Consider the following 13,998-nt stretch of genomic DNA (forward strand, 5'->3'; position numbering starts at 1 on the left):
TTTTATACACAAGAAACTACGGCTTCTCTATTGATTTTTCTTACCAATCCCTGCAAAACTTTACCAGGCCCGCATTCAATAAATTCTGTAGCCCCATCTTTGATCATATTCTCAATAGACTGCGACCACTTTACAGGTGATGTCAATTGTGCGGATATATTATATTTGATTGCTTCAGTATTATTTGAAGCCAGGCCATTTACATTCTGATAGATCGGGCAGAAGGGAATTTTAAAATCAGTGTTGCGGATGGCAGCTTCAAGCTCGACTCTTGCCGGTTCCATCAAAGGTGAATGAAACGCTCCACCTACAGGCAATTCAACAGCTCTTTTAGCGCCTGCTTTTTTTAATTCTTCACAAGCATCCTTCACACCCTTGATCGTTCCGGATATTACAACCTGGCCCGGGCAATTATAATTGGCAGGTACTACTACTTCATCAAACTGGTGACATATATCTCCCACTTTTTTATTTTCCAGGCCAAGTATAGCTGCCATAGTTGATGGGTTTGCCTCACAGGTTTTTTGCATAGCTAAAGCCCTTTTTAACACCAATCCTAATCCATCTTCAAACGTTAATACACCATTAGACACTAAGGCTGAAAACTCACCAAGAGAGTGCCCTGCTACCATATCCGGTTTAAATGCTAATGAAGTTGAGGCAAGCACAACTGAATGTATAAAAATGGCAGGCTGTGTTACTTTAGTTTGTTTTAACTCTTCATCTGTACCGGAGAACATTGTATCTGAAATATTAAATCCCAGTATATCATTTGCTGCCTGGAACATTTTCCGGGCTTCTTCAGACCTGTCGTACAGATCTTTACCCATACCAACATATTGAGAGCCCTGACCAGGGAAGATATATGCTTTCATAATTTATATTTAGTGTATCGCCTGCCCCGATGCAATCGGGGGAATTTTGATATTTTTAATAGAATTTATTCCTACATTTTCAGCCAAAGGCTGATCACCCGTTAGGGTGAAATAATCACCTTCTGGTCATTCCGGCTTTGTCGGGACATCTACCTCAAAATCTGCACCCAACCTTTAAAAGTCACATTTTCATCAATGCACCTGTATTCAACTTCGGCATGGTAATAATAAACGCCATCAGGCAATGCTCTTTTATTGTTAGCTCTTCCATCCCACTCAATATCTACATCACCAGTTGAGACATTAAAAACTTTATAGAAAACTCTTTTCCCCCATCTGTTGTAAATATCCAATTTTACAGAATTTATTTCCTTTGGAACTGGTTTTTTAGGTGAAAATATTTCATTTAATTTATTTTTATCATTATTGGGTGTAAAAATGTTTGGAAAACACAAACAATTATAGGTACAAACTTTGTTGCTGAACTCACTTTCATTACCATATATATCAATAGCGGTTACAACGTAACATCTTGCAATAGAAATATCTGAAAAAGACGTATCATTTTTTGTGCTATCTATATTCTTAAATACACCATCGCAAGATTGATAAACTTTATAAGTTGAAATATTATTTTCACATTCAAGATTATTATCTTTCCAAAAAATTTCATTATTGGGTGGAATAAAAGCATCTATATGTTTACAAATTAAATCACAATCAGGCTGACTGATATACAATATGGGAGACAGGGGCGGATTGGTGTCTCTGGGAATCTCAAAAGTAATTTGAGAAGCATTAATTAAAGGATCGGGCAATAAAGGCATGCCATACGTACCATTGGTTTTTATATAATACCAGGCTGAGTCTCCATTGATCAAACCTGAATCTATATAACTACCAACATCCTCTGTTACCAAGACGCTATCAACTAATTGAAAAGTACCAATCATTTTGTATATGTAATGATACCGCTCAATATTTGACCAGGGCACATTTGCCTTCCAGGAAAGTTGTACTTTTCTGCAAGCCGGTACAGTATTGAGCCACACACTGGATGCTGAGTCTGACACTCCTTTAAAGGTAGTGTCTTTATAATAAAATTCAACCTTATAATTATATGCACTGTCTTGGGTATTCAGGCCGCTATCTAAGAAAGAAGTATCTGTAATAGCGCCTGCAGTGTCAATTAAAGTATAAATTAAAGTATAATCACTCCCATATTGTCCTTTGGCCCTATAAAGTTTGTAGTGATAGGGAGGTGGATATATTGTATCTGCTATTTCTAAAGGTTTAACCCATTTTACTTCTATCTCACCATTACTCAAATCGGTATTTATTACTGAAACATTGGTGATTACCGGAACATCAAGCACTAAATGCTGGCATATTGTATCAGCACAGCTTATACCCCCGCCCGGTTTGGGAAACTCTGCCGCTATCAAATAGCAATAATTTGGACCTTTTTTTAAGCCAATTCCATTATCGTCATCTACAAAAGTAGTATCATATATAGCTACTTCAGCGATCTTTTGATAACCCGGGTCCGGCACGTTGATTTCACAGCAACTATCAGGATCGAAGTCATAATTACCTGTTCTCCTCCATATTCCCATTTTTTGAGCATTGTTACAGGGATAAAAGTCCCAGCTTAAAGTGATTGATTTATTATTTGCAATAGCGCTTAACCCCGTGGGTGCAGGCGCTTTAACAGTGATAAACCAGTTGCGTATATCTACCAGCTTACATACACTCACGTCCTCTGCCTTAAAAGTAACCTGATAAGGCTGATCTCTTACGTGGCCACAACTGGTTTGCCAGGTAAAAGATCCACTTGCAGGAGTAAAAATAGCCGGAGAAGATGACAAATTAAATATACCACTATATCCGTATAACTGTATGATATCCCCATCTATGTCTGTTGCTTTGATCGTGTCATTAATGATGTCTCCGGCAATCACGCATATATCTTTAGGTATTTCAAGCATTGGTCTGTTATTGGTACATTCTTCTACAAAAATTTGCATATCTCTGATCGTAGAGCTTAATTTGAGCCCATTACGCCATTCTTCAATATAGAATGCAATATTATATTCCCCCGTTTTACAAGGTGTATCCCAAACAATGTCGCCTGTCACCGGGTCTAAAGTGAATGTAGCCGTGCCTGCTGATGGGCAATCAGGTAGTAAAAAAAAACCGGGATCCGCAGGATCTTTATAGTTGTTTACATAGACATCTTTAGCTTTGCGGGGTATGGTAAGCCTGTAAGATAAGCTATCTCCGTCAGGGTCCCATGCTCCGGGATTATGGATAAATAGCTGCCCTGATGCTGCGATATCAATAGGTGGCACCAACAATTGTGGAGTGCTGTTTGAGCCAACCTGGGTATTTATTGTAGTTGAAATATAAAATGCAGTATTATAAGAGTCATCCATATTCCTAACGCCTCCATTTCTGTTTTCAGCCCAAAAGCTCACATCGTAACTTCCGGGACCTGGGAAAATATGTGTAAAGATATATATATTTTGTTGCGTGTTATTACCAAGGTTTAACGGAAAAGGCTCAAAGGCTTTTTCTTCCTGCTCTTCAGGAGACCCATAACCAAATTTTAATATTGCGGTAGGTTGATCGGTCAGACCTCCGGTATTTATATATAAAGTTAAAGTAAATTTATAGGTTAGTGATGAAATTCTCTCAGCAGTAATTTCGCCTGCTCTTAGATGTGATGCTATGACGTCTTTTACGCTTAATACAATGAGTAAAAGCACAAATAAGATTTTAAAATTTCTTCTATAATTGTACATAAATGATGCAGACACTAATTAAACTTATTACTTTGGTTGTAAAACTACAAAAAAAAAGTATTATTGCATAAAATATAACCCTATATGTTTTTTGTTCTTTTATATAAAGTTCATAATTTTATGACCAAAAATAAGCATAAATTATAATTATGGAAGCTACAACATTAAATAAAAAAACCACATCTTTGGCAATCAACAGGATAGGTTTCATCCGCACATATAGAACTGATAAATGGTGGATTGAACCATTTTTGGTGCTTTCGGGATTGACCTCTTTTATTATTTACTCAACCTGGGCGGCATGGCAGGGTAAATATTACTGGTGGAGCGGTGGGCATGAAGGTTTTGGAGGTTACCTTTCACCCTTTTACTCCCCACCCTTGTTTATCAAAGAGGGTGTTGAAGGGGTAGCGCCTCTGTGGCATGCCTGGTTCGGAGCGTGGCCTGAGTGGCTTTTTGACTTTGATTTTTTGCCTGCTTCACCTGCCTGGCTGATCCTTCTATTTCCGCTTTCTTTCCGGTTTACCTGTTATTATTACCGGAAGGCATATTACCGGGCTTTTGCCGGATCACCCCCTGCCTGTGCTGTGGGAGCCATACCTCAAAAACCATACAAAGGAGAGACGGGATTGATGACTTTTCAAAATTTGCATCGTTATGCACTCATCTTTGGCATTATTTTCATATTCCTGCTTTCTTATGATGCCATTCTGGCTTTCTTTAATGACGGTAAATTCGGTGTAGGTGTAGGCAGCATCGTGCTGCTGATCAATCCTATTCTACTTGGCAGTTATACCTTTGGATGCCATTCGTTCAGACATTTGATTGGTGGAGGAACTGATTGCTTATCGTGCAATAAACTAAGGTATCACACATGGCGTAAAGTTAGTTTTTTAAATGAACGTCATATGCTGTTTGCATGGGTGAGCTTATTCTGGGTTGGATTTGCTGATGTTTATGTGAGATTAGTGTCTATGGGGGTGATAACCGATTTGAATACGTGGGGGATTTGATAATTGAAAATTAAACTAAATTTATTGTTAAAAAAATATTATGAATTTACAAACAAAAGAAATACTGAATAAAGCATTAGTGCTTGAAGAGAAAGAAAGAGCATGGTTAGCTCATTATCTTATTGATAGTCTGGAAGAAATAAAAGATGGAAATGCAGAAGAAGAATGGTTAAGATTGGCTAATAAAAGACTAAACGAAATCGAAGATGGGAAAGTAAAACCTGTAGAGTGGAAAGAAATAAGGAATAAGATAACAAAACATTAATGAAAATATTAATATTGTTGCAGTTATGCATTTAAAAAGAAAACCTGATTATTGGCTGAAAAGAGTTTAAAAAATTTTGAAAACAATCACAAAAGCTATAGAAAAGTGGGATAAAGAATATGAAAAAGATAACAAAGTCTATCTTGAAACATTAAATAATAATGATGATATTAATAAGATCCTTATTTTTTTGAATAAATGGGGATGCAGGATTCCAAAAATTGAGTTCTCAAAGATAGATAGAGAACTTCAGAAGAAACTAATAGGAAATAAATATATAGTAAAATTAAAAAAATTGAGTATTGAAGATATTAATTTAGATAAATATAAAAAAGAAATTAAAGATATTTTTGAAGAGATTAAATCAATAAACAAAATAGGAGGTACAGCTGTATCTAAAATTTTACACCTAAAGTTACCAAAATTATTTATAATGTGGGACATACCTATTTCTCAACATTATGGCTATTATCAAAACGGAGAGGGCTATTTCAAGTTTTTAAAGGAAATGAAGAAAGACCTTGCAAAAGATAGAATAGTACAAGAAGAAGCGAAGAAAAAAAGAACAACAATTCCGAAAATAATAGATGAGTATAATTATATTATAACAAGAAAATCTTATGATTTGTATAGAATAGATAATAAATACAAATAGAAAAACACAATATTTATCATGATAACCCGGCAAAAGATCACCGAAATCGTAAACAAAATAGCTTTGAACTATAAGCCTGAAAAAATTATTCTTTTTGGTTCTTATGCAGATGATAATCCTACTGATGGCAGTGATTTAGATTTGCTCATTATTAAGGATTCAAATCTGCCTAGATATAAAAGAAGTACAGAAATAAGAAAACATTTAAGAGGAATTACTGTTCCGATGGATTTAATAGTTTATACCAAAGATGAAATACAAAAATGGAAGGATACTCCATTAGCATTTGTAACAAAAATTTTGAAGCAGGGAAAGGTTATATATGGATAAGAAATCTGAAATAGTGAAAGAATGGATAAATAAGGCTGAACACGATCTTGAGATCGCAGAATTAGCATTAGAACACAAGCCACACCTCACTGATAATATTTGTTTTCATTGTCAGCAAACAGCAGAGAAATACATAAAAGCCTATTTAGTGAGCTTAAATATAGATTTTAAAGAAATACACGATTTGTATTATTTGTTAGATTTAATTTCCAATAGAAAAGATTTTAATGATGATCTTTATAATTGTATAGATAAATTTGAAAACTTTGCTGTTGAAGTAAGATACCCTGGTGATAGTTATGAGCCTTCATTAGAAGATGCTAAGACTGCTTATCAAACTGCTGTAAAAGTTAAAAACATTATATTAGAGCTAATAACAAAATAATAATATTAATTTAAACATCTATAAACTATGAAAAAATTAACACTTTTATTCGCAGCAATTTCATTGCTATCTATATCAAAAGCGCAAATTACTTTTGAATATGAATATGATACCATACAAGCTCCAAATGGTGCTTGGTTATATCAAATTGGTGATAATTATTACAGATATATTAAGTTTGATAATTATCAATTTACGCTTTATAATTTAAACCATTCTTTTGATAAAACTATTACATTTCCCACTGTAATAGGTTTCCCTAACGTATATATTCGTTACATTACTCAATCTTTATTTGATACTGATAATTTAATTGAGTTTATAGCATATTATTATGATTCAAGCCAGTGTAACGGCAAAATTAAGATATTTAATGAAATTGGTTCAATTTTATTCGAGTCGGATAGTACTCATGGAGTTGATATAATTTCTGCTGGTAATGATGGTTATAAAATGTATGTGAGGAGATATCAACAATGCCCTTATAAATATTTTGGCTTGCGTATATATAGTTTGCCGGGAACTTTACCAGTAGGAAAAACAGAAATAATTGGTCAGATAGATCACTGGCAAATAGGAGCTTCCTATCCCAACCCATCAAACAACTACACAATAATTGATTATCAGCTTCAACAAGACATTAGCAATGGTGAAATTGTTTTTTACAATATCCAGGGCATAGAGGTCAAAAGATTTAAAGTTGACAGAACCTTTAACCATTTACGGCTCTCAACAACCGACCTTTTCTCCGGGAATATATTACTATAATTTACAAACTTCACAGGGTGTTAGCAGCGGGAAGAAGATGGTAGTGATAAAATAAAAAAATGAACATCTCCGAAATAAAAACCATCGAACACGACATCATCGTAATAGGTGCCGGTGGCGCAGGATTGTGCGCTGCCATAGAATGTTCCGGACAGGGATTAAGTACGGGACTAATATGCAAGTCATTGTTGGGCAAAGCCCATACTGTAATGGCTGAAGGAGGCTGTGCTGCTGCACTCGGCAACGTTGATCCCCGGGATCACTGGAAGATACATTTCAGGGATACAATGCGGGGTGGGAAATTCCTCAATGTATGGCGTATGGCAGAATTGCACGCCAAACATGCCCCTGACAGGGTAAGAGAATTGGAAGAATGGGGAGCCGTATTTGACCGCACCAAAGACGGACTGATCAGCCAGCGGAACTTTGGGGGACACCGTTATCCCCGCCTGGCACATGTTGGCGACCGCACAGGACTGGAAATGATCAGAACTTTGCAGGATCATGGCATACATCAAGGCATTGATATTTATATGGAATTCACGGCACTGGATTTGCTAAAAGATGGTGATAAAATAACTGGACTGGTTGGCATGTGGCGGGATTCGGGTGAGTTCGTTATTTTAGTGTGCAAGGCGGTGATCTTTGCTACCGGGGGCGCTGGTAAAGCCTGGCAGATCACCTCAAATTCATGGGAATATTCCGGTGATGGCTATGCCATGGCTTATGAAGCCGGGGCAGAATTGATGGATATAGAATTTACACAATTCCATCCGACCGGCATGGTGTGGCCTCCTTCTGTTCGTGGTACTTTGGTTACGGAAGGTGTAAGAGGTGATGGTGGCATTCTGCTAAACAACGAGGGCAAACGTTTTATGTATAATTATATCCCTGAACGTTTTGCATCAGAAACTGCTGATACAGAGGAAGAAGCCAACAGGTGGCTTGCAGGCGATAAAAATGCCCGGAGGCCTCCCGAATTGCTCACCCGCGATGTTGTTGCCCGGTCTATCATGAAAGAAGTAAAAGAGGGCAGGGGCTCACCACATGGCGGTGCATTCCTTGACATTGCCTCACGCCTTTCTGCTGATCTGATCAAGAAAAAGTTGCCGTCCATGTATCACCAGTTCAACGTACTGGCAAGCCTGGATATTACCAAGGAACCAATGGAAGTTGGCCCTACTTTACACTATTTCATGGGAGGCATCCGGGTGAATGCAGATACACAAATGTCAAATGTACCCGGGCTGTTTGCTTGCGGGGAATGTGCTGGCGGTATGCACGGAGCTAACCGATTAGGGGGTAATTCATTATCAGACCTTTTGGTCTTTGGGAAACTGGCGGGCGAAGGCGCTGTCGAATATACTCGCTCAATATCTACTGCCTCTACCATAGACAAATCTCAGGTTGAACAAATAATCAAAAATGCAACCGATATATTAAATCGTGAAAGAGGTAAAAATCCTTATTTAGTTCATGAGGATCTGCAGGATGTTATGCAAAATCGGGTAGGTATTGTCAGGACGGAGGAAGAATTAAAAAAAGGGATAAATGAATTAGAAAGGCTGAAAAAGGATCTCAGGGAAGTAAAGGCAGATGGTGCAAGCCAGTATAATCCCGGATGGCACGAGGCATTGAGTTTAAGAAACCTTCTGATAACTTCCGAAGCAGTTGCGCGCGCAGCTTTGACCAGGGAAGAAAGCCGTGGCGCTCATACCCGCCTGGATTATGAAGGTGAAAGAGATGAATGGCTGAAAGTGAATGTAGTGGTAAAAAAAGACAAAGACGGTAATATGCAAGTTGAGAAAGTATTACGACCTGAACCACCTCAAGAGCTTAAACGGATTGCTGATGCTTCTATTGAAGAATTGGAGGAAGAAGTGGTGAAGGAAAGGGAATTGGTGAGTTGATTAAAAATCACTATATTTGTTAATAAAAAGGTAAATGATTATGTAAGGGGTGTTGAGATAAAACAAAAAAAAGAAAAAAATCAAGAAAAGGGAATGGATTTAGGAATGTAATGATGATAGGGTGATTATTGAAAATGAAACACTGGGTATATTTGCCTTTGGTAAAAATCAGGACGAAGCAAAAAAAGATTTCTGTGAGGAATTTGATCATATATATAAGAGTTTCAATGGATTACCAAGGGAAAAACTATCAAAAGATGCTTTGTTAATGAAAGATAATATTAACTTTAGAAGTTTAACAAATGGATAATATTCTTAAGAGATTACTTTTCGTTATCCGGATTTAGCAAAGTGGACAAAAGAAGTTTTAACGGAAATGGTTGATAAGATAAATTAATTAGAATATGTCTCAATCAAGAAATTTCAAAGTCTGGCGCGGTGACGCTACGGGAGGCGACTTCGTTAACTACGATGTTGATGTTGAGGAAGGCATGGTAGTGTTGGACGTGATTCACCGCATTCAGTCAAAGCAGGCGAACGACCTGGCTGTAAGATGGAACTGTAAAGCCGGTAAATGCGGTTCATGCAGCATGGAAATAAATGGCAAACCCCGTCTGTCATGCATGACCAGGATGAACGAATATGGAGGAAATGAAACGATTACCGTGCAGCCGATGAAATCCTTCCCGGTTGTTAAAGACCTTGTCGCAGATGTTTCGTGGAATTACGAGCAAAACAAACGTATCGCTCCTTTTAAACCCAAACCCAAAGATCCTGATGGAAATTACCGTATGGATCAAAAAGATGTTGACAGGATACAGGAATTCCGCAAGTGTGTTGAATGTTACCTGTGCCAGAATGTATGCCACGTTTTGCGTGATCATGAGCGTAAGGATAGATTTGTTGGCCCAAGATTCATGATACGCCTTGCCAGCCTGGAGATGCACCCGCTTGATACTGAAGACCGCATACCCATGATCAAAGATGCATTCGGCTCAGGCATGTGCAATATCACAAGATGCTGCACTGATGTTTGCCCCGAACATATTAATATTACCGACAATGGCATCATTCCGCTAAAAGAAAGGGTGGTTGACAGGTATTATGATCCGGTTGCATGGGTGTGGAGAAAGATTTTTGGTGGGAATAAAATACGATAATTTGTAACTAATCAGTCGGCAGTTGGCAATCGGCAGTCAGCAAAAAAGCAAAAAAACAATTGCTGACTGCCGACTGCCGACTGTGGACTGCCGACTGCCGATTGTGGACTGCCGACTGCCGATTGTGGACTGCCGACTGCCGACTGATTAGACCTCATTTTCAAATTTTCACATTATCAAATTATTTTCTTATCCGCCATAATAAACAAGTAATAAATCACCTGACTTTTTGTAATGGATTGTGTAGGTATTATGTAATTTGGTCGTGATTAATTCACCCATGCATACGCCTTCATTTTCATATTTAAAAGGATGGATTTTCATATTTTTTTTGAAATCCAGGTTTTTTAACCCATAGCTTTTATAGATCACTTCTTTGGCGCTCCAGTAAACATGGGTTTTCTCTATACTTCCTGCAGCGTCAATTAACTCTTTGTCAGATAAAAACTTAGGTGCAATTAAAAGCATTTTTTCACGTATTAGTTCAATATCAATGCTCGCTCCTCCAAAATCACTCCTCTCCTCTGTAAGAATAGCAGCGGCATACATTTTTGAATGGCTTATAGAAATACTACAGGATGTCTCTTTTAAAAAAGGTTTGCCATTTTTATCTTTTGATATTCCATTATATTCTTTTCCAATGTCGGCTAATAATTTCTTAATGATTATTCTACACGCCAGCCATTGTTTTATTCTTTGTTCATTACGAAGCTGGCTTATTTGTATTCTTTCTTCCTTGTTTGGATCTAACAATAGAATTAACGCATCAATATCTTCATTTATTCGCCACAGCGCTAAATGAACTCTGTTTTCAATATTTTTGTTGAAAATGATGGGCATTTTATAATTATTAGTATTTTGTAATTTATAAAACTAAAATCTATATTTGTTATGAATAAAATTGAAATAAACAAACTAGCTACGATAACCGGTCATAAAGATTGCATCTATACACTTGAAAAAGCTGATAAAGATAATATTTTTTTTTCAGGAGATGGAGATGGAATGGTTGTTGCCTGGGATTTTAAAAATCCTGATACAGGAAAATTGATTGCAAAAACCGATGCTTCGGTGTATGCCTTACACTATATGCCAGGGTTAAATTATTTGATAGTAGGAGAAAATTTTGCAGGATTGCATATTATTGACCTGAAAGAAAATAAAGAGATCAAATTCATCCGGATCACTTCTGCAGCTATCTTTGACATTAAGGTATTTGAAAATGTAATATTTGTCGCTACAGGTGATGGAGAAATAATATTGGTAAATAAAAACGATTTTTCACTTTTAAATAAGATAAAATTATCTGAAAAAAGTGCCCGGGCCATTGCAATTTGTCAGCAAAAGGAAGAATTTGCAGTAGGATATAGTGATAATCAGATAAGGATCTTTGACCTGAAAGATCACAGCACTAAACAGACAATTTCAGCACATAATAATTCTGTCTTTACTATTGTGTATTCACCCGATGGTAAATATTTGTTGAGTGGTGGCAGAGATGCTCATTTAAAAGTCTGGGATGTGCCTGGTAATTATAAACTATTTAACGACATTGTTGCTCATATGTATACTATAAATCATATCACTTACCGCCCTGATGGGAAATATTTTTTGACTTCAAGTATGGACAAGTCTATAAAGGTTTGGGATGCAGGCAAATTTAAGTTGTTAAAAGTGATAGATAAGTCTCGCCATGCAGGCCATGGCACATCGGTAAATAAACTGTATTGGTCAAAATACAAAGAGCAGGTAGCTTCCTGCAGCGATGACAAAACTATATCAATTTGGGAAATCGCTTTTGGTAGGCTCTGATTGATAGCATGTTAACGAAAATCAAAAATCGAGAAATATGCAGGCAGGTATTACTTCTCCTGATACTCTTGCAGCACTTTTCTTACCTCTGGTTTGCCACGTGAGAGGTCAAAAGGTGTTTTGCTTTTGTTGTCTTTTGCATTTACATCAGCGCCTTTTTCTATTAGTAGTTTTAGTACCTCTACATGATTTCTGTAAGCGGCATCATGCAAGGCTGTTTTTCCTTTCTTATCCTTCACATTAATATCTGCGCCCTTTTCTATAAGAAATTTTACAGTTTTCAAACTTCCTAATGCTGTTGAAGTATGCAATGGTGTCCAGTCTTCATTATCTTTAGCATTTACGTCTGCCCCTTTTTCTATCAACAATTTAATTACGTCTAAGTTATCTTCATCAGTTGCTTCGTGCAAGGGAGTTTCGCCATAAATATCTTTGGCATTAATATCTGCCCCCTTTTTTAATAAAAATTGGATAATTTCCAGATTGTCACCTACTGCAGCTTCATGTAAAGAACTTTCACCATTCACATCTTTGGCATTAATATCCGCCCCTTTTTCCACCAATAATTCTACTATTTCAAGACTCCCTTCATCGGCAGCTTCAAGTAGAGGTGTCATGCCGTTTTTCTCTTTAAAATTAATATCAGCGCCTTTTTCTAATAACTGCTTAACCTCTTTAAGGTTCTCATTTCTTATAGCATGTAATAATTCTTTATTTACATCTTCCTGAGCGATCAGTATTCTACTACATAGAACAATGACCAGTATTGTTAGTATTTTTTTCATAGCTAATGATTTATATGTGAGTCCACTCTAATAAGCCCAAAAAATAAAAATGCCACCAAATCACCAAAGCACTAAATCCCACAAAACCCTGCAAATCAATTAGTTAATTTTTAGTGGGATTTTGTGTTTTTGTGCTTTTGTGGCAAAAAAGACTTTTTAGAGTGGACTCATATGTTGATATATGAGATAACTTTTCCTTGCAAGATTAAGACTTTTTAAAACAATAAAAAAATTATGAATATAATAATACAAAATTTTTTATTTTTATTTTTATCTTTGACCCCAATTAGTATAAATTCGTATATTGGCATCGGTTAAAGCCATTTACACATGAAGATCACACCTTTAGATATCAAGCAAAAGACCTTTGAAAAATCTTTCAGGGGGTATGACAAGGATGAAGTCAATGCTTTTTTGCTTTCTTTGTCGGTTGAATGGGAAAAGATGCTTGAAGAATACAAGGAATTAATGAGAAAAAATGAAGTTGCTGACAAGGAGGTTCAGAAATTACGCGAAGTAGAAAGTTCCCTGTACAAGACCCTGAAAACAGCCGAAAATACCGGAGCCAACATGATAGAGCAGGCAAATAAATCGGCAGAATTACACATTCAAGAAGCACAAATGAAGGCTGACATACTGCTGAATGATGCGAAAGATAAGATCAAAGAATTAAGCCAGGATTACAGAATGATAGAAAATTACAGAGATGACCTGCTCATGGAATTAAAAAACCTGGTGAAGGATACGCTGGAAAAAGTAAACAAAATAACGGCTAATGCCAAACAATCTTCCAAAGAAGTGAAAGCAATATTTCTTAACAATGAAAAAAACTTGAAACCGCGGTTGGATAAAGACGATATCCAGCCTGATCTGGCAAAGTCGGGACAGGCTGAAGACAACAAAAAGCTAAAAGAGGAGATAAATGAGCGCGATACTGCTAAAATCGAGCAAGAAAAGTCTCCTTCTGATCAAACATCATTCTTTGATCAGGTTGGGGAATAAGTTTGGTTATTAGTTTGTTAGTTTTTAGTTACCCCGCACATAAATTTTTTGATATATTATTTTTATTTTTTCACTTTATTATAAATTTATGTGCGGGGTAACTAACCAACCACCCAACTAATAACTAAATTAATTTTGGCTTTAGTTTAATATAGCGTGTTAAACTGTATATTAGCTCTGTAAATGTACACGAAATTGATAAAATCGGCAGTCTCCAGTCGGCAATCTACAGTC

The 13,998-nt window shown here is 36.6% G+C and carries 15 protein-coding genes; 11 read left to right on the plus strand and 4 right to left on the minus strand.

Annotated features, from left to right (window positions below):
• Positions 1-2 precede the first annotated feature (2 nt).
• Positions 3-875 carry an ACP S-malonyltransferase gene (gene fabD / locus FVQ77_02465; protein ID MBW8049205.1) on the minus strand — a complete coding sequence of 291 codons (873 nt, stop codon included), beginning with the start codon at positions 873-875 and terminating at the stop codon, positions 3-5.
• A gap of 149 nt (positions 876-1,024) precedes the next feature.
• Positions 1,025-3,679: a T9SS type B sorting domain-containing protein gene (locus FVQ77_02470; protein MBW8049206.1), complete on the minus strand. Its 2,655-nt coding sequence runs from the start codon at positions 3,677-3,679 to the stop codon at positions 1,025-1,027.
• Between the two features lie 149 nt (positions 3,680-3,828).
• Here FVQ77_02470 and FVQ77_02475 point away from each other — a divergent pair, with 149 nt between their 5' ends.
• From FVQ77_02475 to FVQ77_02515, 9 genes are all read left to right on the plus strand, one after another.
• Entirely contained in the window at positions 3,829-4,692 is an 864-nt protein-coding gene (locus FVQ77_02475) for a succinate dehydrogenase (protein ID MBW8049207.1), read from the plus strand.
• Between the two features lie 40 nt (positions 4,693-4,732).
• Entirely contained in the window at positions 4,733-4,957 is a 225-nt protein-coding gene (locus FVQ77_02480; protein MBW8049208.1) for an addiction module protein, read from the plus strand.
• A 76-nt stretch (positions 4,958-5,033) separates the two neighbouring features.
• The gene (locus FVQ77_02485; protein MBW8049209.1) at positions 5,034-5,612 is read left to right on the plus strand and encodes a hypothetical protein; all 579 of its coding nucleotides are present in this window, start codon (positions 5,034-5,036) and stop codon (positions 5,610-5,612) included.
• A gap of 18 nt (positions 5,613-5,630) precedes the next feature.
• The gene (locus tag FVQ77_02490; protein MBW8049210.1) at positions 5,631-5,942 is read left to right on the plus strand and encodes a nucleotidyltransferase domain-containing protein; all 312 of its coding nucleotides are present in this window, start codon (positions 5,631-5,633) and stop codon (positions 5,940-5,942) included.
• Complete coding sequence (locus FVQ77_02495) at positions 5,935-6,327, plus strand: HEPN domain-containing protein (protein ID MBW8049211.1); 393 nt, start codon at positions 5,935-5,937, stop codon at positions 6,325-6,327. The genes FVQ77_02490 and FVQ77_02495 overlap by 8 nt, the downstream gene beginning before the upstream one ends.
• Positions 6,328-6,354: 27 nt before the next feature.
• Entirely contained in the window at positions 6,355-7,095 is a 741-nt protein-coding gene (locus FVQ77_02500; GenBank protein MBW8049212.1) for a hypothetical protein, read from the plus strand.
• Positions 7,096-7,154: 59 nt separating this feature from the next.
• Positions 7,155-9,005, plus strand: a complete 1,851-nt coding sequence (locus FVQ77_02505; protein ID MBW8049213.1) for a fumarate reductase/succinate dehydrogenase flavoprotein subunit — start codon at positions 7,155-7,157, stop codon at positions 9,003-9,005.
• 121 nt (positions 9,006-9,126) lie between these two features.
• Positions 9,127-9,315, plus strand: coding sequence for a hypothetical protein (locus FVQ77_02510; protein MBW8049214.1), 189 nt, complete (start codon positions 9,127-9,129; stop codon positions 9,313-9,315).
• A 94-nt stretch (positions 9,316-9,409) separates the two neighbouring features.
• Complete coding sequence (locus tag FVQ77_02515) at positions 9,410-10,165, plus strand: succinate dehydrogenase/fumarate reductase iron-sulfur subunit (protein ID MBW8049215.1); 756 nt, start codon at positions 9,410-9,412, stop codon at positions 10,163-10,165.
• Positions 10,166-10,354: 189 nt separating this feature from the next.
• Here FVQ77_02515 and FVQ77_02520 read toward each other — a convergent pair whose 3' ends face one another.
• Complete coding sequence (locus tag FVQ77_02520; protein MBW8049216.1) at positions 10,355-11,005, minus strand: hypothetical protein; 651 nt, start codon at positions 11,003-11,005, stop codon at positions 10,355-10,357.
• Positions 11,006-11,056: 51 nt separating this feature from the next.
• Here FVQ77_02520 and FVQ77_02525 point away from each other — a divergent pair, with 51 nt between their 5' ends.
• On the plus strand, positions 11,057-11,977 hold the full coding sequence (locus FVQ77_02525) for a WD40 repeat domain-containing protein (GenBank protein MBW8049217.1): 921 nt from the start codon (positions 11,057-11,059) through the stop codon (positions 11,975-11,977).
• 50 nt (positions 11,978-12,027) lie between these two features.
• On the opposite strand, the gene FVQ77_02530 is transcribed toward FVQ77_02525, so the two are convergent.
• Positions 12,028-12,762 carry a hypothetical protein gene (locus tag FVQ77_02530; protein MBW8049218.1) on the minus strand — a complete coding sequence of 245 codons (735 nt, stop codon included), beginning with the start codon at positions 12,760-12,762 and terminating at the stop codon, positions 12,028-12,030.
• Between the two features lie 330 nt (positions 12,763-13,092).
• On the opposite strand from FVQ77_02530, the gene FVQ77_02535 reads away from it, so the two are divergent.
• Positions 13,093-13,764 carry a DivIVA domain-containing protein gene (locus tag FVQ77_02535; GenBank protein ID MBW8049219.1) on the plus strand — a complete coding sequence of 224 codons (672 nt, stop codon included), beginning with the start codon at positions 13,093-13,095 and terminating at the stop codon, positions 13,762-13,764.
• Positions 13,765-13,998: the final 234 nt, after the last annotated feature.

This window comes from Cytophagales bacterium, assembly GCA_019456305.1.
GTDB lineage: Bacteria > Bacteroidota > Bacteroidia > Cytophagales > VRUD01 > VRUD01.